The sequence below is a fragment of the Paenibacillus sp. NFR01 genome, from assembly GCF_900111565.1.
Lineage (GTDB): Bacteria > Bacillota > Bacilli > Paenibacillales > Paenibacillaceae > Paenibacillus_AQ.
The window spans coordinates 1,675,074-1,694,136 of record NZ_FOIK01000001.1; the positions used below are offsets into that span (position 1 = coordinate 1,675,074).

Below are 19,063 nucleotides of genomic sequence, written 5' to 3' on the forward strand. Positions count from 1 at the left end.
CCTACCTTATTCAAATCGGTCGCTGCCAGGCTCTCTATAAGATTGTCAGACCAAGCCAGGTGCAATCGTCCTGCAGTGAGGCCTCCATCAGCCGGGCCTGCAGGTCTTTGCCCGAACCCGAAAGCTCTTCAGGGCCGAATAATAGCTCCATGCCGTCGCTGTAAAAACAAAACCGGTCGCCCGTCTTAAACGTAATCCGCTGCTCCTGGAATTCACTGTTTTCGAACATGCCCAGCGGCGCGCCTTTAACCGTTACCGTTGAACCCGTTGCGCCGGCCGGCGCATACCGGAACTGGTTGATCCCGGCGCCGACCGCAGTCAGCTCTTTCGCGGCAAAATCAAGGCGGAAGCAGCAGCCGGCGATATAATCCTCATCCATATGCCGCAGCGTGCGCCGGTTCAGGTCCTGCACGATGTGCATCGGCTCGCCGGAATGGCTGAGGCTGTCCAGAAACAGCACGCGCAAAGCGGAAATGCCAAGTGCCGCCGAAATGCCTTTGCCCGTCACATCGCCGATCATGCCTATGACGACGTTCTCGCTTATTTTGTGAAAAATAAAGAAATCGCCGCTGAGCGTCTCCGCCGGCAAATACAGCTTCTCCAGTGCCGCGCAGCGCTCGAGCGGAAAAGCTACCGTATGTCGATGCTCCTGAAGCAGGGCAGCCTGCTTGATTCCCTTTTTGGCGTCGGTGATATCCCGCAGCACCAGCTGTACCGCCAGGTGCTCCTCGTATACGATCGGGGCGCCCGAAATTTCCAGTTCGAACATTCGTTGATCCTGCCGGATAAAACGCTGCTCGACCCGGAAGCTGCCTTTCTCGTGGCTGAGGGTCTTGAATTTGCCCAGTTCGCTGCTGCTGAGCGGTACTTCCGCAAAGAAATCTTCAATGCTCCGGCCGATTAGCTCCCCCCGGCTATAGCCGAATAGCTGCTCCGCCTGCTGGTTGGCGAAACGGATCGTTCCGCCGCCATAGACCAAAATCGCTTCCGGACACAGCTCCACCAGATCCCGGTAGCCCTCTTCGCTTTCGCGCAGCTTCCGCTCCGTTCGGATCCGTTCGCTGATATCGAAAATAACGGTATAAATACACAATCTGCCCAGCATGGGAATCATTCCGGTGTGAATTTCGACGTCCATAATCCGGCCGGATGCCAGCCGGTGTTTATCGATAAACACCCGGTTGCCCTGAAATAACCCGCCCGGCATCGCCTGCTCCAGAAAGAAGCGTTCCCCGTCGTCCTTCACCTGCAAATCCCGGATTGACAGCTTGCGGAAATCGCGGAGCGGATAACCGTAAAAATCGGCGGCAGCCTTATTGACGTCAACGATTTCACCGCTGGTCGGATCGACAAGGACTGTAATCAGGAAGTTGTTGTCATACACGCAGCTATAATGCTCCATGCACATCGCGGGGGTCGGCATGCGAACCTCATTTTTGCACTGCACTGCTTTTGTAGCCATTGACCCATCCTCTATTCTCAAACAAGATGAAATTCAAATCATTATAAACAACAATGGGTATTTTTACCGTGAAATCCGACACAGCTTTACATAAACAGACATAAAAACAATAAAAAAACCCGGCGAATATGCGCAATATTTGCACATTCGCCGGGCAGCGGCATGCTGCAGCCGGTTTATTGCTCCGTCAATATAATGGTCCCTTGCGGCGTAATCGCAATGGTATGCTCATATTGGGCCGACAAACCGCCGTCAATGGTCCGCGCCGTCCAGCCGTCCGCGTCAACTTTGGCGCGGTAACTGCCGGTATTGAGCATCGGTTCTATGGTGAACACCATGCCCTCCTTGATCCGCGGTCCTTTTCCGGCCGGGCCGTAATGCGGCACTTCCGGTGCTTCATGCATCTCCGAGCCGATGCCGTGCCCGATAAAATCACGCACGACGGAAAATCCGGCCGTTTCGGCATACACTTGAACCGCGTGGGCGACATCGCCGATCCGGTTGCCGGCCACTGCCTGTTCAATGCCTTTATAGAGCGATTCCTTCGTTGTATCGAGAAGCCGCTGCGCTTCATCGCTGATATTTCCGATGCCGTAGGACCAGGCCGAATCCGCCAGCCAGCCGCCCAAATTCACAACCATATCGATCGTGACGATGTCGCCGTCTTTCAGCGCTTCTTTTTTCGGGAAGCCGTGGCAGATAACGTCGTTCACCGATGCGCAGGTTGCGTAAGGGTAGCCATGGTAGCCTTTTTGCTCGGGCGTCGCGCCTTGGGAACGGATGAACTTCTCCGCGAACTCGTCGATTTCCCAGGTGGTAATCCCGGGTTTCAGCAGCTTGGCGATTTGCCGGTGGCATTCGGCCAGTATTTTGCCCGCGGCGCGCATTTTTTCGATTTCTTCCATGGTCTTCAAAATAATCATTGTCTTCGCCTCTTCTGTACAGAACGCATTACTTCGTCATAATGGCTGTTCCTGTTTGGTATGGATTGCTCTCCCTTTATATTATGTAAGAAAACCGCCGGAAATCCAAATGCATTCTTCCGCAGCGATATTCAATATCCGAATTGAACCTGAATTTCTGGTGAAAAAGACCCCTGTCTCCGCATGGCGCGTAGACAGAGGTCATATAGGCGTGCCTTAATTATGGAATTGAAGCCCGTCAGCTACCGCTTCGACATACCCGGCGCGGATGACGAAATCGCCGAAATGCTCCCCGGTGTTCCGCTCCTTGGCATAACGGTGGAGAATCGGTTCAAGCGTCTCCAGAATCTCTTTTTCGTCAATGTTTTCCTTGTAGATTTTGTTCAGCCGGTCTCCGGCAAAACCTGCGCCGAGGTACATATTGTAGCGGCCCGGCGCCTTGCCGATAAAGGAAATCTCGCCAAGCGCCGGTCTGGCGCAGCCGTTCGGGCAGCCGGTCATGCGAATGACGATCTCTTCGTCGCGCAGACCCGCCTCGTCGATGACGCCCTCCAGCTTGTCGAGCAGCAGCGGCAGATACCGCTCCGCTTCCGCCATCGCCAGCCCGCAGGTTGGCAGCGCGACGCAGGACAAGGCGCTGCGGCGCAGCGCGGAATGATGCGCGCCGTCCGTCAACCCGTATTGCGCAGCAAGCTCGCTGATCCTCCGTTTCTTGGCGCTGCTCACTCCGGCGATCACCAGGTTCTGGTTCGGCGTCAGCCGGAAATCGCCGGTATGGACCTTGGCAATTTCGCGCAGGCCGGTCATGAGCGGATACCCCTCCCGGTCCTGAATCCGGCCGCTCTGGATGTAGACGGTCAGATTCCATTTGCCGTCGTAGCCTTTGACCCAGCCGTAACGGTCGCCGTTATGATCGAAATGGTAGGCGCGCGGCTCCTCCAGCGCCCAGCCGAGTCTGCGGTGCAGCTCGCCTTTGAACCACTCCAGCCCGTGGCGGTCGATCGTATATTTGAACCGTGCATTTTTACGTACGGAACGGTTGCCGTAGTCGCGCTGGATCGTTACCGTCTTCTCTGCGACGTCGATGAGCTGTTCCGGCCGGCAGAAGCCGATGATGCGGCCGAGCTGCGGATACGTGTTTTTGTCGCCATGGGTCATCCCCATGCCCCCGCCCGCCGTCACATTGAAGCCAGCCAGCTTGCCGTTCTCCAGAATCGCGATAAAGCCCAAATCCTGTGAGAACACGTCCACGTCGTTGGACGGCGGAACCGCCAGTGCAATTTTGAATTTGCGCGGCAGATAGACCGGTCCGTAGATCGGCTCCACTTCCACGCCGTCCAGACTGTCCAAGACCTTCTCTCCGTCCAGCCAGATTTCATGGTAAGCCGGCGTGCGCGGCGCGAGGTGATCGCTGATCTTGCGCGCCCATTCATACACTTCGGCATGAATTTCCGATTGCAGCGGGTTCGGACCGCTCATCACGTTGCGGTTGACGTCGCCGCAGGCCGCGAGCGTGGTCATGAGCGTATCGTTGATGGTTTTGATCGTTTTTTTCAGGTTCCATTTCAGCACGCCGTGCATTTGAAAAGCCTGGCGCGTCGTCAGACGCAGCGTGCCGTTGCCGTATTTATGCGCCAGCTCGTCCATGACCAGCCATTGTGCCGCCGAAGCCACGCCGCCCGGCGCCACGACGCGCAGCATGAATTGGTAAGCCGGCTCCAGTTTGGAACGCTCGCGCTCGCTGCGCAGGTCCCGGTCGTCCTGCATGTAGCTGCCGTGGAATTTGAGCAGCCGGTTCTCGTCTTCCGGCAAGCCGCCGGTAATCGGGTCACCGAGGAACTCCACGAGCTCGCCTCGAAGGTACTTACTGCGCTGTTTAATATGTTCAACATCGCTCGGCGGTCCGCCGACCGGTTTGACTGTCTGTTCATCCATTGCCATCGCTGGTGGTCTCCTTCCGCATTCTGCCTTAATACACGTCCCGCTGGTAACGCTGCTCCAGCTGCATATTCTCCAGGTATGCCGCAGCCGCTTCCGGGCTGAGGCCGCCTTCCTCTTCAATCACGGTGAGCAGCGCGGCATGCACGTCATGGGCCATATGCTTTTCGTCGCCGCACACATACACATGCGCGCCTTCCTGCAGCCAGCTGAACACCTCGGCGCTGCGCTGCAGCAAACGATGCTGTACATAAACCTTCTCCTCCGTGTCCCGGGAGAAAGCGACGTCCAGCTTGCTCAGCACGCCGTCCTTCAGCATGCGCTGCCAGTCGGTCTGGTATAGGAAGTCGGTGACGAAATGGCGGTCGCCGTAGAACAGCCATGTTTTACCTTCGGCTCCCTGCTCTTCCCGTTCTTCCAGGAAGGAGCGGAACGGCGCCACGCCGGTGCCCGGACCGATCATGATGACCGGAACGTCCGGATTCGCCGGAAGCTTAAAGTTCGGGTTGCTTTGGATATACACCGGCAGCGTATCGCCGGGCTGCACGCGCTCCGCACAATGCACGGAGCACACCCCGTAGCGGTCGCGGCCGTGGGCTTCGTAACGCACGGCCCGGACGGTAAAATGCACTTCCTCAGGGTTCGCGTTATAGCTGCTGGAAATCGAATACAGGCGGGCCGGCAACTTGCGCAGGATGCCGACAAATTGCGCCGGAGCCGTATTCCATGGGCCGAAATCGGTGACCAGGTCCAGCAGGTCGCGGCCGTGAATATAGTCCTTCAGTTCCTGCTTGCGTTCGGGAGCCAGCAGCGCAGCAAGCCCTGCGTTGCCGGACAATCCGGCCGCCTGCTCCAGGAGCGGTTTGGTCAGCACCGTAATCTCGTAATGTTTGAGCAGTGCTTCACGCAGCGGTCCAGTATCGCCTTTTTTATTCAGCGGCACGTTTTCTTCCGGATTCCAGCCCAGGGCAGCAATAATCTCGTCCACGAGCTGCGGATGATTCTCCGGGTAGACGCCCAGCGAATCGCCCGGCTCGAAGGACAGCCCCGAACCGGCCAGCGACAGCTCCAGATGCCGTGTCTCCCGGTCCGAGCCGCGTCCGTTCAGGTTCAGATTCTCCAAAACTTCGGCGCGAAACGGATGGTTCCGGTCATAGGCCGAGGACTCCGCTGCAGCTTCGGCTGCCGGCAAAGCCGCCGGTAAACCTGCGGCTGCGGCACCGTCTCCCGCAAGCGCTTCGCCCACCGCGCGGAACCACTGCCCCGCAGGCTCGTCGTAGTCCAGATCGCAGTCCACCCGCGGCGCCAGGCGCTGCCCGCCGAGCTGCTCCAGCCGGAGATCGAAGTCCTTACCCGTCTGGCAGAAATATTCATAAGAGGTATCGCCCAGCCCCAGTACCGCAAAACGCAGGTGGTTCAGCTCCGGCGCCCGTTTGCTGTGCAGGAAATCATGGAACGATTTGGCGTTATCCGGCGGTTCGCCTTCGCCATGCGTGCTGACCAGCAGCAGCAGATTTTCGGTCTTCTTCAGGGCATTCGGCTTAAAGGCATTCATGGCCTGCACCGTTACCTCATAACCTTGCTCCTGCAGCTTGGAGGACAGGGTCTTCGCCAGGCGCTGGCAGTTGCCGGTCTGGGAGCCGAACAGGACGGTGACCTCACGGGAAGCGGCGGATACTGCGGGGACCGGCTGAGCCGGCGTCGCCGCCGGCCCTTCGGTTTGCGCTGCCGCGCTGCCTGCAGCAACTGCGACAGCCGGTACTCCGGCAGCAGCGGAGCCCGCTCCGCTGAGCGCTACAGCGGACAGGTAGCCGCCCAGCCAATGAAGCTGCGTCACGGTCAGCGTCGGCAGCAGCCGGTTCAGCAGCTCGACTTGACCTTCGTTGAAAGGACTGTTACTTACTTGTAGTTGCGGCAATTTCGACCTCTCCTTAAACGTCAAATCTGACTCTCTTCGAAAGATAATAAACTCAGGCTATCATACTTGAGGCAATCCATCAACGAAGCATAAATATACATATAATTCTAATATTGGGATATAAAATCATATTTTTAACAAAAACCTCTTTATTCGGGGTAAATAACCCCGATTTCATGCGGAACATTATCAAAAATAATGAGTTTCATTAAATATTCTGATACATTTTCATTACTGTTTACAGCCCCCGGCCCGCTGGTTAAACAATGATAGATTGTTTACCACAAAGCAGGAGGGAACCTCATGGAGTATGAATCGATTCTATTCAAGCTGCTGGCCGGCTTCATCGGGTTATGGGCGATGGCCCGGCTCCTCGGCAAAAAAGAAATATCCGCCCTTACCCCGTTCGATTTTATATCTGCCGTCATTTTGGGCGATCTCGTCGGCAATACCATCTATGAGAAGGAGCACTCCGTGCTGCAGCTGATCTTCGCGCTCGCCGTCTGGACCGTGCTGTCGGTCCTGTTCGAGAAATTGACCCAGCATTTCCCCGTGCTGCGCAAGCCGCTGGAAGGCGAGCCGGAGATTCTGATCCGCGACGGGAAGATCGACCTGGCCAAACTGCGCAAAAATTCGCTCGACTTCGACCAGCTGCGCATGATGCTGCGCGCCAAAGACACCTTTAATGTAAGCGAAGTTGCCTATGCGATATATGAGACGAACGGTTCGCTCAGCATCATGAAAAAGCCGCAGTACGAAGCGGCCACCCGCGAGGATATGTCGCTGACCGCCAAGCCGAAGCGGCTCCCGCTCGGGATCATCGAAGACGGCATCGTCCAGCGGGAGGCCTTGAGCCAGCTTGGCATGGATTCCTCTTGGCTTGACGAAGAGCTCCTGCGGCTCGGCTATCCCGATTCGCGCACCATCGCCTACGCCGAGGTTGACGAAGAAGGAAAGCTTGCGGTGATCAGCTCCGTTTCCCATTGAACCGCGGGGCGTCATAATACTAGAAAACCTCCCCCTAAATCGGACCAACGCCGCTTCTTTAGCGGATAAGGTCGAATCAGGGGAGGTTTTTCTTTTCATGCATATTTTAAATTTAAAACCCGCAGCATTCCGCCGCTAACAGCAGCATGTACTCCGTTTTACCAGGCGTAAGCTTCCGGCGCCGGACGTCCCGGTCCCGGGAAGATTTCATCCAGCTTCTTGAGCGTTTCCGCATCCAGCTCGATTTCAACGACCCGCAGGGAATCCTCGAACTGTTCCAGCGTTCTTGGCCCGATGATCGGTGCGGTTACCGCCGGATTCGTCAGCAGCCAAGCCAGCGCCACCTGATCTTCATGCTCCCCCAGCTCCTTGCAGAGCGCCGAGAACTGCTCCAGCTGGCTGCGGTGCTGTTCCAGCTTGCCGGAACGCGCGCTGCGCACGCCCGATTTCGCCAGGGCGTTGCGGCCAAGCAGGCCGCCGGCCAGCGGGCTCCACGGAATAACGCCCAGTCCCAGCTCCTGCGATGCAGGCAACACTTCCAGCTCCGGCGTGCGCTCGAGCAGGTTGTACAAATGCTGCTCGGAGACCAGACCGAGGAAATGGCGCGCTTTCGCCGCCGCTTGCGCGTGGGCGATGTGCCAGCCGGCGAAATTGCTGGAGCCGATATAGTCGGCTTTGCCTTGGCCAACGAGGCCTTCGAACGCGCCCCACAGCTCGTCCCAGGATACGTTGCGGTCAATATGGTGCATCTGGTACAGCTCGACATGATCCGTCTGCAGCCGTTTCAGCGAGCCCTCGAAATGGCGGCGGATTTTGTAGGCAGACAATCCGTTCCCCGAGTTCGGTCCGTCATTGGCGTCAAGCATGTCGTTATGGACCTTCGTAGCCAGCACGACCTTCTCGCGGCGTCCGCCGCCCAGCTTGAACCAGCGGCCGATAATTTCTTCCGTCCAGCCGCGGTGATCCGTTCCGCCGTAGACGTTCGCGGTATCAAAAAAGTTGATTCCCGCATCCAATGCAGCATCCATAATTTTGAACGCTTCTTTTTCTTCCGTTTCGGGACCAAAGTTCATCGTGCCGAGACACAGCCGGCTTACCTTCAGTCCGGATTTGCCCAAATAACTGTATTTCACTGCAATTCCTCCCTTTGAGCCTAGTGATTGTTGTTGCATTCAACATCACTATAGACCTTAGAGTGCAGTGTAAGGCAAGTTTTTTCATCAGAAAAAAAGGCAAATGCGCCGGCCCGGCTTCTCCGTTATTCGGGAAACAGCACGTCCCCGTTCGCCGATCTCGCCGCCACGATCTGCTGAAGCGCTGTGGTCAGCTCGCCGGGCGGATACGGTTTGGTCAGGTAGTTGCGCACCGACTCCATCAGCTCCTTGTCCCCCTTGTCGAGCGCCGAGGAAATCACGATCGGAATATTCTCGGTCCGTGGATCGTCCTTGAGCATGCGGATCAAATCCCAGCCGTCGAGCTCTTCGCCGAGCATCAGGTCGACGACGATAGCCACGAACGGCGTTTTGACCGCCTGCTCGAACGCCTGCACGGGATGGTAATGATGCGTAACGCGGAAGCCTTTGCCTTTGAGCTCCTCGGACAGCAGCAGCGAAAGGCTGTAATCGTCCTCCACGATCATGACTTCCGGTTTGAGTTCCTTGTCGGCGCCGGTGCGCTGGGGCTCGTCTTCATGCCGGCTGCCCTCGGTATATTCGACCGGCAGGGTAAAGCGCACGACGGTGCCTTCGCCTTCCACGGATTCGATGCCGATGGTACCTTTTTGCTTGTCCATAATTTCCTTGCAGATCGCAAGGCCCAGACCTGTTCCGCCGATCCGCTTGGAGGCGCTGTTGTCCACCCGCCGGAACTTCTGGAACAATTGGCCAATCTGCTCCTTCGGAATGCCGAGCCCGTGGTCCTGCACCTCGACGACAATGCGGCTGCCCTCATTGTAAAGCTGCACGTTGACTTCATTTTGTCCCGGCGAAAATTTGATCGCATTGCTGAGCAGATTGGTCAGCACCTGCACGATCTTGTCGCGGTCGATTTCAACCTTGGCGTTTTGCGCTTCGTCCGCCAGCAGAATATGATGCGTCGTACTGCTCATTTTGAACTGATCGATGACGCCGAGCACCAGCTCGCTGAGATTCACCCGTTCCGAGTTGTATGTCTGGGTTCCGGATTCCATGCGCTGCAGGTCCAGGAAATCGTTGATAAGATCGGTCAGGCGTTTCGCCTCCCGGTGAATGGTCTCCAGATACTTCAGCTGCTTCTCCGGCTTCATCGTCTTGGCCAGCAGCAGCTCGGTAAAGCCGAGCACGCTGGACAGCGGCGTACGCAGTTCATGGCTGACGGTACTGACAAGCTCCGATTTCATCAGGTCCAGCTCGAATTCCCGGGTAATGTCGCGGTGTACGAACAGCGTGCCGAAACGGACTTCCCGGCGGTACACCGGAATGGCGTATACGTCGATATGGCGCTTGTTGTCTTTGCCGAGCGAATATTTCAACGTACCCGACTCCGAGGTCGCCGTGGACAACATCTGGCCATAAAACTGCCGCAGCTCCAGGCTTTCGTTGGAATGCTCCAGGAAATGCTCCAGCCACTCTTCCTTAGGCAGCTCCTCGCCTTCGTCCCGTTCGCCGAAATCGAACATTTGGCTGAGCGCCTTGTTGATATGCAGCATCCGGCCGTCGGACTGCACGAACTGGATGCCCTCGTTGACGTTGTTGACGATATCGCGGTTCAGCTTGCGCCCATCCTCGATCTCCTGGTACATCTGCAGGCGTTCGATCGCAAGTGCAACACGGTTCATCAGTCCGCGGATTTCATCGGTCTCCTCCTCGCTGTAGGATTGGCCGATGCGGGTTGCGGCAAACACGGCCAGAATTTCGCCTTCCCCGTTCAACACGGAAGAATAATAGTCATAAGCGTAAGTACCTTCCGGCGCGATGCCCTGCTCCCTTTCCGAAGCAAGACGTTTGGTGATATAGGAGCGTTCGGTTTGCATACGGTACAGCATGTTGCCGTTTTCGCTGCGGAGATACCGGTCAAGGTTCTCTTGCGGCACGCCTTTGGAGAAGAAAGTCCGGTCCTTCACGAAAAAGAACATGGTGGAGTCAAACTGATACTGTTTGTTCATGAACGCAATGAATTTCTCCGCAAACTCCTGCTTGTCGAGGGTATAAGTAATGTCATGATTCAATTGGTTGCTGCGCTCCAGCATAATTTTGGTCTGTTCGGTCTGCACCAGCGTTGCCGCGAGTTCGCGCTGCACTTGTTTAAGGTATGAGATATTGTTCGCAATCAAAATGTACTTATAGACTTGGCCTTCATCGTTCAGATACGGCATCATGCTCATATGCATCCAGACGGCGGCACCGTCCTTGGTCTTCACTTCGACCTCGTTGCTCCATACGCCGCCGGTGGACAGTCTGCGCCCGATCTCCCGAATCTGCTCCTCAGAGAAGTTCTGGATCGAAAGCAGCCGGTAGGTATTGCCGAGGATCTCCGAACCCGTGTAGCCGGTATAATCGATAAAATTATCATTGACATGCGTAAACACGCCCATATTGGAAAAGGTCGCAACCGCCGAAGACTGGTCGAGCGCCTTCATCATGCTTTCGATTTCGCTGAGGGAACGCTCCAGCCGGAACTGCTGATCCTGCAATTCGTCCTGCTGGGCAACCAGCTCCTCGTTCTGCATCGTCAGCTCTTCTTCCTTATCCTGGATGTTGCGGGCCATGTTCAGGAACGCCTCGTACAGGCGGCCGATCTCATCCCGTTTGTCCAGGTTGCCGAGCAGCACCGCTTCGCCGGCGGCCAGCGAGTTGCTCGCTTCCTCCAGCTTCAGGATCGGGCCGATCAGGATCTGCAGAATCCGCCAGATCAAAAATGTAAAGATGAGCAGCAGCACTGCGCTTATGGAAAAAGCGACGACCGACAGCAGGTTCGCTTCACGGATCGAATCGGCGGTGATCCCATTCACCTGCTCGAGCGTATCTTTCCGGAACTGCTGCGTATAAGCCAAAATACTGTTGACCGCATCCGTATTTCCGGCCTGCGAAAATTTCAGGATGCCTTCTTCGTCGCTGCTCTGCACCAGACCGATCACCTGCGGCAAGAGCTCATTCCGGTATTTGGCGGCAAAGCTGGTGAGTTCGTCCCTGTACTCCGCTTCCTCCCGGGACAGGTTCAACAAGCCGTAGGCTGCGGTGTCCACATCCAGTTGATCCAGCGCGGCGTAGAGCTGCTGCAGCTCGGAGTCGCTTTTGAAGGCAATATAGCCGCGCCCGCGGAACAGCACATCATTTAGCGACTCCGCCAGCTTATCGACGGTCTCCGCTTTCTGCTGCAGCATCTCACGTTCATTGTCCAGCCGCCGCTGCTCGGAATTAATGTAGGCGAACAAACCTACGCCGATCAGAATGACAAGAACAAGCAGGCTGAAAATGATCCGCGAATATTTCGTTTTGATGCTTACATCAGACAATTTTCTTCTTTTCACTCAGAATGCCCTCCACGACCTGCAGCAGCTCGAGCGGACTGAACGGCTTCGGCATAAAATACCTCGCCCCCGCTTCCTTGGCTCTGCTGCGATCCATTTCCTGCGCTTTTGCGGTTAACATCATGATCGGTATGTTCATCTTCTTGGACTCGTCCAGCCGCTCGAGCACTTCAATCCCTGTCATTTCAGGCATCATGTAATCCAGAATGGCCAAATCATAATCGCAGCCGTTCAGTTTCTCCAGCGCCTCGCGGCCGTTCTCCGCGGTATGAATCTCTACGTCCTCCAGATCCTCCAGCGTATCCTCGATCAGCATGCGCAGTACATCTTCATCGTCTGCCACCAATACTTTTTGCATATGTCCTCTCACTTTCCGCACGCTATATTTTATTATCGGGTTAAACTAAAAATCTGTGAGCGAGCCGCTCAATCCGGCTGAACAGCTCCGGCATATGAAACGGCTTGATGACATAATCGTCCGCACCTAACTGCAGAGCATGGATAATGTCGCGCTGGTCGTTTCGTCCAGTCAGCATAATGACGAGCACGTTGTCCTCCGGATACCCGCGGCGGATCTGTTCCAGCACCTCCAGCCCGTCCAGGTCCGGCATAATCCCGTCCAGCAAAATGACGTACCGCTCGTCGGGCGAATACCATGGCGCCTGCAAAAAATTCCTGCCGCTGGTGTAGCTGGTCACCTTCACCCTCGCGATGTCTTCCGGCTGCCACGCGTTGAAGTGCTGCGTCACAATGCCGCGGATCAGCGGATCGTCATCGACGATGATGACGCTGAGCAACGATTCGCCCCGGCTTTCCGGCAGCTGCTCGCTGTACAGGGTCGTTCGGTTGCGGCCGGAATTTTTGCTGAAGTAGAGCGCCTTGTCGGCTTCATCGATCAGGAGCTCCGGATTGTTCTGCGTTTCCCGGATTTCGGTGATTCCGCAGGAGAAGGTGACCGAAAATGGTTCGTTTTTGGCTTTAAACCGGTTGGCCGCAAAACGCTCATGGATGCGCTGGAGCAGAATCGTCGCGGATTCCGCAGATGTGTTCGGCATAAACAGGGCGAATTCCTCGCCCCCGAAGCGGCAGAATGTATCCTCGACCCGGATGCTGCGCTGCACATGCATGGCGAAGGCCTGCAGCACCTCGTCCCCCATCAAATGCCCGTACGTATCGTTAACCTGCTTGAAATGATCCAGGTCCAGCAGCGCCACGGAGAATATCCGCCCGCTGCGGTTGAAATCATGCACGAGCCGTTTCAGCGTCTGGTTAAAGAATTTACGGTTGTATGCCCCGGTAAGCTCATCGACGACTGTCGTCTTTTGCCATTCGCGCTTCAATTCGAAGCGGTTTTTGATCAGCATCAGGAACAGGTCGATATCGACGGGTTTTTGCACATAATCCATTACGCCGAGCGAATAGGCATACAGCTGGACGTCCTTCGCATGCTCGCCGCTGATGATTATGATCGGAATCCGCTCTTTTTTCGCTTTATCGATAATCTGCCGGAGCACATCGATGCCGCTGAGGTCGGGCAGCAGGATGTCCAGCAGAATCATATCCGGCTTGCTTTCATAAAACAGCTTCAGTCCGCGTTCCGCGGAGAGCGCGATGCTGACATAGTAGGCCTGCTTCTCCAGCGATTCCCGCAGAAACGCTACCAGCTCCACGTCGTCGTCGATGAGCAGGATTTCATACTGCTGCTTGACGCCGCCCTGCACGGTAAACTCGCCCAGCGGCGTAAGGGCCGTTCCATCCGGCTCCGTGTGGACAAACAGCTTCAGCACCGGGTACAAATGGTTGCCCCATTCCGCTTCACTCCACTCCCGCTCGCTGCTGTCAGAAAAAGTGAGCAGTGCGCCCGCGGCAAAGCCTTCCACTTTGTCAAGACCAACGGTCCCCGCCGTACCTCTGAGGTTATGCAGAAAGCGGTAGATCTCCTTCTCCGGCACCGTCTCCTGCAAGGACCAGCTGACAAGGGTCTGCCGGGTACGCTGCTCCACCAAATCCCTGTATTTCTTTGTTTTCATGGTTGCTCCTTCAATTGTAAGATCGGATCCGTAGTCATTTAATCATGTTAAATACCGCATAGTTATTTTACTATAGCCTCATGCAAGATGAAAACTTTAATCACGCTGACAAAAAACGTTTGGTTGAAGCTTGTGTTAACATTTGACATAATAACCTTCAAGCCATTCATTCCGTTAAAGCGGCGATGAGCCAATAAAGATCATATTAGGGAGGATATTTCATTGAAGGGGATCATTACCGTACTGGGTAAGGACAAAGTCGGCATTATTGCCAAGGTATGCACCTATCTGGCCGAGCACAATCTGAACATTCTCGACATTTCGCAAACCATTGTTCAGGACTATTTCAACATGATGATGATCGTGGACATTTCCCGTCCAAGCAAATCGTTTGAGGAGATCGTGGAGGATCTGCAGCATGTCGGCGAAGAGATCGGCGTCGAGATCAAGCTCCAGCACGAAGATATCTTCAACATCATGCACCGGATATAGAAAGGCGGCTTGAGCGATGATTTCAAGAGTGGAAGTGCAAGAAACGAACAATATGATCCGGGAGATGAACCTGGACGTCCGCACCATCACCATGGGCATCAGCCTGATGGATTGTTCACACACCGAAATGAAAGTCTTTAATCAAAATGTTTATGACAAGATCACCCGTGCCGCGGAGAAGCTGGTAAAAACCGGCGAGGATCTCGAGCGCCAGTTCGGCGTTCCGATCGTGAACAAGCGGATCTCGGTGACGCCGATTTCCATTGCCGCCGGCGCGGTGCACACCGACACTTATGTCCCCGTCGCGGAAACGCTGGACCGGGCGGCCAAGGAGGTCGGCGTCAACTTTATCGGCGGTTATTCCGCGCTTGTGCAGAAGGGCTGCACCAAAGGCGACCGCATTCTGATCGACAGCATCCCCGAAGCGCTGGCGGTGACGGAGCGGGTCTGCTCCTCGGTGAACGTCGGCTCCTCGCGCAGCGGCATCAATATGGATGCCGTGAAGCTTATGGGCGACATTATCCTGCAGACCGCCGAACGCACGAAAGACCGCGACTCTATCGGCTGCGCCAAGCTGGTCGTGTTCTGCAACGCCGTCGAGGACAACCCGTTTATGGCCGGCGCCTTCCACGGCGTTGGTGAACGCGAACTTGTCATCAACGTCGGCGTCAGCGGGCCGGGCGTCATCAAACGGGCGCTGGAGGAGGTCAAGGGCCAGGACTTCGAGACGCTGTGCGAGACCATCAAACGGACCGCGTTCAAGGTAACGCGCGTCGGACAGCTGGTCGCTCAGGAAGCGTCTAAGCGGCTGAACGTGCCGTTCGGCATTATCGACCTCTCGCTTGCCCCGACACCGCTGATCGGCGATTCCATTGCCGAAATCTTCCAGGTGATGGGCCTGCAGGAAGCCGGCGCGCCGGGAACGACCGCAGCGCTTGCGATCCTCAATGACAACGTCAAAAAAGGCGGCGTCATGGCCTCCTCCTACGTCGGCGGTTTGAGCGGAGCATTCATCCCGGTGAGCGAGGATCACGGCATGATCCAGGCGGTACAGCGCGGCGCGCTGACGCTGGAGAAGCTGGAAGCAATGACCTGCGTCTGCTCGGTCGGCCTCGACATGATCGCCATTCCGGGCAGCACCAGCAAGGAAACGATCTCCGGCATTATCGCCGACGAAGCGGCCATCGGCATGGTCAACAACAAAACGACCGCCGTGCGCGTCATCCCGGTCATCGGCAAGGAAGTCGGCGAGATGGTTGAATTCGGCGGGCTGCTGGGCTACGCGCCGGTTATGGCCGTCAACGGCTTCGACTGCGCCGGCTTCGTAAATCGCGGCGGCCGGATTCCCGCGCCGATCCACAGCTTCAAGAACTAGCGGATTTATGCCGCCACGTTAAAACAGCCGGACCAAGGGGTTCAACCCCGGTCCGGCTGTTTTTGTGCTGCAGAGTGACTACTCGGCGCTTACGCTCCGCTTCTTGCGCAGCGCGGACAGCATGCGCCAGCCGGTCAGAACCGCCGACACGAGGCAGATCGAAGAGGACGTGATAAAGACGACATGCATGCCCGCGAGGAAGATGTCGGGCCGTCCCGGAACCATGTCGGTGACCCGGTGTCCGGCCTTGCTGCTCATCACATGGAACAGCACGGTCGTGGCGACGGTGATGCCGACCACCATGCCGATGTTGCGGACGAGCGAGTTGACGCTGCCGGCGGAACCGAGCTGCGTCCGCGGCACCTTCGACATGACGAGCGAGTTGTTCGGCGACTGGAACAGGCCGCTGCCGACGCCGAGCAGCGCAATCCATACGCCGACGAGCGTCACCGAGCTGCCGGCATGCAGCCGCGCCATGCCGAGCTGCGCCACCACCATGACGAGTAGGCCGGCAAAGGTCAGCAGCTCGGAGCCGATCTTGTCGGACAGCGCCCCGCTGAGCGGCGCGATGACCACCATCATGATCGGGAACAGCATGAGCAGGAAACCGGCGTTTGACGGCGACAGGTTCAAAAGGTTCTGCGCATAGAACGGCGCGATAATGTTAAAGCAGAAGTTGGCGACGAAGACGAGAAAAGCGCAAAAGATACTCAGCGAAAACAGCGAATTGCGGAACAGCGAGAGCTGCAGGAGCGGCTGCGCCCGCCGTTTCTCGACGACCAGGAAAGCGATAAACGCGACGGCCGCAACGACGAGCGCCGCTATAATCCGGGCATCGCCGTACCCCAGCTGCTGGCCGAGCAGCAGCCCGGCAATCAGGCAGATGATGAACACCATGAACAAGCCCGTTCCCGGTGCATCGATTGTGGACTTCACGCGGATCAGATCCTTCGGCAGCATGCGCCAGCCGAGGGTGATGGCGATCAGGCCGATTGGCACGTTCACCCAGAAGATGTACTCCCAGCCGAGCGACGACACGATAATTCCGCCGAGACTTGGACCGGCGATGCTGCCCAGCGATACGAAGGTGCCGATCAGCCCGAGCGCCTTGCCGCGCTCCGTCGCCGGGAAGATGTCGGTAACGATGCCCTGGCTGTTCGCCATGGTCATCGAAGCGCCGACTGCCTGAATGACCCGCGAGGCAATCAGCAGCGGCAGCGTTCCGCTGAAGCCGCACAGCAGCGAGCCGACGGTGAAGACGATCATGCCCATTTTGAAAATGCGGATCTTCCCGGCGATATCGCCGAGTCTTCCAAAGAACAGGATCGCGGCGCAGATCGCCATCAGATATCCTGTCGTCACCCATTCCACCTGGGCCATCGGCAGCCCCAGCTGTCTAACCAGCACCGGCAGCGCATTGTTGACGATGCTTCCGTCCAGCGTGGACATAAACGTAAATAGATTAAGCACAACAAGAATCAGCCAGCGGTTCTTCTGGATCACCGCGTCATCCTGATATGTAATGCTGATCGAACTCATGGGATCACCTGCTTGTTTTTAGGATTGCGAATAGTTGCAGTTGCAACTAATGAACTTAATCAGTGTACTGCAATTTAGTTGCGCATGCAACCACTTTATGTTAAATTTAGCTCAGGAAGCGGTCCTATGCCTGTGCCGCCTTTCCGCATCCGAGCATTTTAAAGAGGTGTCTTCCTTGAGCGTACCGATTGGCAAACTGATCTCTTATCTTCACCGCCAGAGTCAAAAAGTGCTTGTCCGCGATCTATTGCCCTACGGCATCGGCAGCGGCGGCCAGCATACTTTTCTCAAGCTCATTCTGAATACTCCAGGCATCACCCAGGATCAGATGACCGTCGAGACCAAATTCGATAAAGCAACCACTGCCCGCTCGGTTAAACATTTGGAGGAAGCGGGGTATATCGAACGCAGGCCCGATCCCGCCGACCGGCGTTCCTCACTGCTCTATCCAACGGCCAAAGCCATTGCCTTCAAGCCGACCCTTCAGTCCGTCCTCGATGATCTGAATATCAGGCTGTCCACGGGACTCACCGAAGAGGAATATGCCCAACTGATCGCGCTGCTGCAGAAAGTCAGGCAAAATGTCGAAAATGTGTGAACTAACTATAGCCTTTATGCCGGTAACCGGCTGCGTCTCTTCGGAGGCACAGCCGGTTTTTTTGCGGAGATGCCCGGCATGCGCTATACCGGCAGGTTAAAACACGGTAAAATGAAAATAATTTGGAAATAACCTTGTTTCAGAAAGGGAGAATTCGCCATGTCCATCGCCAACGTGAAAGCCCATTTCCGTGAGTACGGCCGCGAGCACGACGTCCTTGAATTCGATACGTCCAGCGCCACGGTAGAATTGGCGGCCGCCACTATCGGCGTCATTCCCGCGCGCATCGCCAAAACGCTGTCCTTCCGCGGACAAGCCGAACAAGCCCTGCTGATCGTTACCGCCGGGGATGCCCGCATCGACAACAAAAAATTCCGCGAAGCCTTCGGGTTCAAGCCGCGGATGCTGTCGCCGGAGGAGGTGCTTGCTCAGACCGGCCATGAGATCGGCGGCGTCTGCCCGTTTGGCCTGGTTCACGAGCTTGAGGTGTACCTTGATCGTTCGATGCAGCGGTTCGACACGCTGTTCCCCGCCTGCGGCAGCACCAATTCCGCGATCGAACTGACCTGCGACGAGCTAATGCGCTATTCCGGCGGCGTCTCCTGGGTCGATGTCTGCAAAGATTGGGAAGAACCGGAAGAGCTGGAGGCTGCCCAATGAAATACGAGTGGAAAAAGCAGGACAAAGCGCTGTACCTGCCGGCAGGGAAGCCGTCCGTCCTTATCGTGCCGGGATACCGCTATTTTATGCTGGAAGGCCGGGGTAATCCGAACGGGGATGAATTCGCGGAGGCGGTCGGAGTGCTGTATTCTCTGGCTTATGCAGTCAAAATGCTGCCGAAGAAAGGGATCGTTCCCGAGGGGTATTACGACTATACGGTGTTCCCGCTGGAGGGCATTTGGGACTTGACTGAAAAAGGACGCGGCCAGGATACGCTCGATAAAAACGAGCTCATATATACGCTGATGATCCGCCAACCCGATTTTGCCACGCCCGAGCTGGCGGCCGAGGTCATGGAGATGGTAAAGCGCAGCAAACCCCATCCCCTGCTGCAAAAAACCGTCTTCGGGGAATCCGAAGACGGTCTCAGCGTGCAGATGCTGCATACCGGCCCGTATGACACGGAGCCGGAAAGCTTTGCGCGGATGGAGTCGTATTGCCGGGAGCAGGGACTCCGCCGGCTCTCCCTCACCCACCGGGAGATTTATATCAGCGACGCGCGCAAGACGGCGCCGGACAAGCTGCGGACCGTGCTGCGCTTCCGCGCGGCCAAGCAGGAATAGTCTGCGGATGA

15 protein-coding genes are annotated in these 19,063 nt (G+C 56.5%); 6 read left to right on the forward strand and 9 right to left on the reverse strand.

The genetic code is table 11. The features are described 5' to 3' along the window. Nucleotides 1-34: 34 nt before the first annotated feature. The 4 genes from BMW84_RS07750 to BMW84_RS07765 all read right to left on the reverse strand — a co-directional run bounded on the left by BMW84_RS07750 (nt 35) and on the right by BMW84_RS07765 (nt 6,241). Nucleotides 35-1,462 carry a PAS domain S-box protein gene (locus BMW84_RS07750; RefSeq protein WP_091066287.1) on the reverse strand — a complete coding sequence of 476 codons (1,428 nt, stop codon included), beginning with the start codon at nt 1,460-1,462 and terminating at the stop codon, nt 35-37. 176 nt (nt 1,463-1,638) lie between these two features. Continuing rightward, nucleotides 1,639-2,385, reverse strand: a complete 747-nt coding sequence (gene map, locus BMW84_RS07755; protein WP_091066289.1) for a type I methionyl aminopeptidase — start codon at nt 2,383-2,385, stop codon at nt 1,639-1,641. A 216-nt stretch (nt 2,386-2,601) separates the two neighbouring features. Further along, nucleotides 2,602-4,320, reverse strand: coding sequence for an assimilatory sulfite reductase (NADPH) hemoprotein subunit (cysI, locus tag BMW84_RS07760; RefSeq protein WP_091068173.1), 1,719 nt, complete (start codon nt 4,318-4,320; stop codon nt 2,602-2,604). 34 nt (nt 4,321-4,354) lie between these two features. Then, a complete protein-coding gene (locus BMW84_RS07765) occupies nt 4,355-6,241 on the reverse strand; it encodes an assimilatory sulfite reductase (NADPH) flavoprotein subunit (protein WP_091066292.1) in 1,887 nt (628 codons plus the stop codon). A 303-nt stretch (nt 6,242-6,544) separates the two neighbouring features. On the opposite strand from BMW84_RS07765, the gene BMW84_RS07770 reads away from it, so the two are divergent. Beyond that, complete coding sequence (locus tag BMW84_RS07770; protein WP_091066294.1) at nt 6,545-7,228, forward strand: DUF421 domain-containing protein; 684 nt, start codon at nt 6,545-6,547, stop codon at nt 7,226-7,228. A gap of 158 nt (nt 7,229-7,386) precedes the next feature. Here the strand turns inward: BMW84_RS07770 and BMW84_RS07775 are convergent, their stop codons facing one another. The 4 genes from BMW84_RS07775 to BMW84_RS07790 form a co-directional block, all read right to left on the reverse strand. Continuing rightward, nucleotides 7,387-8,361 carry an aldo/keto reductase gene (locus BMW84_RS07775; protein WP_091066296.1) on the reverse strand — a complete coding sequence of 325 codons (975 nt, stop codon included), beginning with the start codon at nt 8,359-8,361 and terminating at the stop codon, nt 7,387-7,389. Between the two features lie 125 nt (nt 8,362-8,486). Further along, nucleotides 8,487-11,735: an ATP-binding protein gene (locus BMW84_RS07780; protein WP_139209596.1), complete on the reverse strand. Its 3,249-nt coding sequence runs from the start codon at nt 11,733-11,735 to the stop codon at nt 8,487-8,489. Further along, on the reverse strand, nt 11,713-12,093 hold the full coding sequence (locus tag BMW84_RS07785) for a response regulator transcription factor (RefSeq protein ID WP_091066300.1): 381 nt from the start codon (nt 12,091-12,093) through the stop codon (nt 11,713-11,715). The genes BMW84_RS07780 and BMW84_RS07785 overlap by 23 nt, the downstream gene beginning before the upstream one ends. Nucleotides 12,094-12,133: 40 nt before the next feature. After that, nucleotides 12,134-13,765: a diguanylate cyclase gene (locus BMW84_RS07790; RefSeq protein ID WP_091066303.1), complete on the reverse strand. Its 1,632-nt coding sequence runs from the start codon at nt 13,763-13,765 to the stop codon at nt 12,134-12,136. Between the two features lie 222 nt (nt 13,766-13,987). Here BMW84_RS07790 and BMW84_RS07795 point away from each other — a divergent pair, with 222 nt between their 5' ends. Together BMW84_RS07795 and BMW84_RS07800 are read left to right on the forward strand one after the other, a co-directional pair. Further along, nucleotides 13,988-14,257 carry an ACT domain-containing protein gene (locus BMW84_RS07795; protein ID WP_091066306.1) on the forward strand — a complete coding sequence of 90 codons (270 nt, stop codon included), beginning with the start codon at nt 13,988-13,990 and terminating at the stop codon, nt 14,255-14,257. Between the two features lie 16 nt (nt 14,258-14,273). Beyond that, entirely contained in the window at nt 14,274-15,632 is a 1,359-nt protein-coding gene (locus BMW84_RS07800) for a PFL family protein (RefSeq protein WP_091066308.1), read from the forward strand. 78 nt (nt 15,633-15,710) lie between these two features. On the opposite strand, the gene BMW84_RS07805 is transcribed toward BMW84_RS07800, so the two are convergent. After that, complete coding sequence (locus BMW84_RS07805) at nt 15,711-17,171, reverse strand: MFS transporter (RefSeq protein ID WP_091066311.1); 1,461 nt, start codon at nt 17,169-17,171, stop codon at nt 15,711-15,713. A 175-nt stretch (nt 17,172-17,346) separates the two neighbouring features. Between BMW84_RS07805 and BMW84_RS07810 the strand changes: the two genes are divergently transcribed. The 3 genes from BMW84_RS07810 to BMW84_RS07820 all read left to right on the forward strand — a co-directional run bounded on the left by BMW84_RS07810 (nt 17,347) and on the right by BMW84_RS07820 (nt 19,052). Continuing rightward, complete coding sequence (locus BMW84_RS07810) at nt 17,347-17,769, forward strand: MarR family winged helix-turn-helix transcriptional regulator (RefSeq protein WP_254772894.1); 423 nt, start codon at nt 17,347-17,349, stop codon at nt 17,767-17,769. 159 nt (nt 17,770-17,928) lie between these two features. Further along, complete coding sequence (locus tag BMW84_RS07815; RefSeq protein ID WP_091066315.1) at nt 17,929-18,429, forward strand: YbaK/EbsC family protein; 501 nt, start codon at nt 17,929-17,931, stop codon at nt 18,427-18,429. Further along, nucleotides 18,426-19,052: a GyrI-like domain-containing protein gene (locus BMW84_RS07820; protein WP_091066317.1), complete on the forward strand. Its 627-nt coding sequence runs from the start codon at nt 18,426-18,428 to the stop codon at nt 19,050-19,052. Before BMW84_RS07815 ends, BMW84_RS07820 begins: the two co-directional genes overlap by 4 nt. The last annotated feature ends 11 nt before the right edge of the window (nt 19,053-19,063 follow it).

Bases quoted from the DNA above. Each gene is read 5' to 3' on its own strand.
- BMW84_RS07750 (WP_091066287.1), bottom strand. From the start codon at position 1,462: ATGGCTACAAAAGCAGTGCAGTGCAAAAATGAGGTTCGCATGCCGACC.
- map (WP_091066289.1), bottom strand. From the start codon at position 2,385: ATGATTATTTTGAAGACCATGGAAGAAATCGAAAAAATGCGCGCCGCG.
- cysI (WP_091068173.1), bottom strand. From the start codon at position 4,320: ATGGATGAACAGACAGTCAAACCGGTCGGCGGACCGCCGAGCGATGTT.
- BMW84_RS07770 (WP_091066294.1), top strand. From the start codon at position 6,545: ATGGAGTATGAATCGATTCTATTCAAGCTGCTGGCCGGCTTCATCGGG.
- BMW84_RS07785 (WP_091066300.1), bottom strand. From the start codon at position 12,093: ATGCAAAAAGTATTGGTGGCAGACGATGAAGATGTACTGCGCATGCTG.
- BMW84_RS07790 (WP_091066303.1), bottom strand. From the start codon at position 13,765: ATGAAAACAAAGAAATACAGGGATTTGGTGGAGCAGCGTACCCGGCAG.
- BMW84_RS07800 (WP_091066308.1), top strand. From the start codon at position 14,274: ATGATTTCAAGAGTGGAAGTGCAAGAAACGAACAATATGATCCGGGAG.
- BMW84_RS07805 (WP_091066311.1), bottom strand. From the start codon at position 17,171: ATGAGTTCGATCAGCATTACATATCAGGATGACGCGGTGATCCAGAAG.
- BMW84_RS07815 (WP_091066315.1), top strand. From the start codon at position 17,929: ATGTCCATCGCCAACGTGAAAGCCCATTTCCGTGAGTACGGCCGCGAG.
- BMW84_RS07820 (WP_091066317.1), top strand. From the start codon at position 18,426: ATGAAATACGAGTGGAAAAAGCAGGACAAAGCGCTGTACCTGCCGGCA.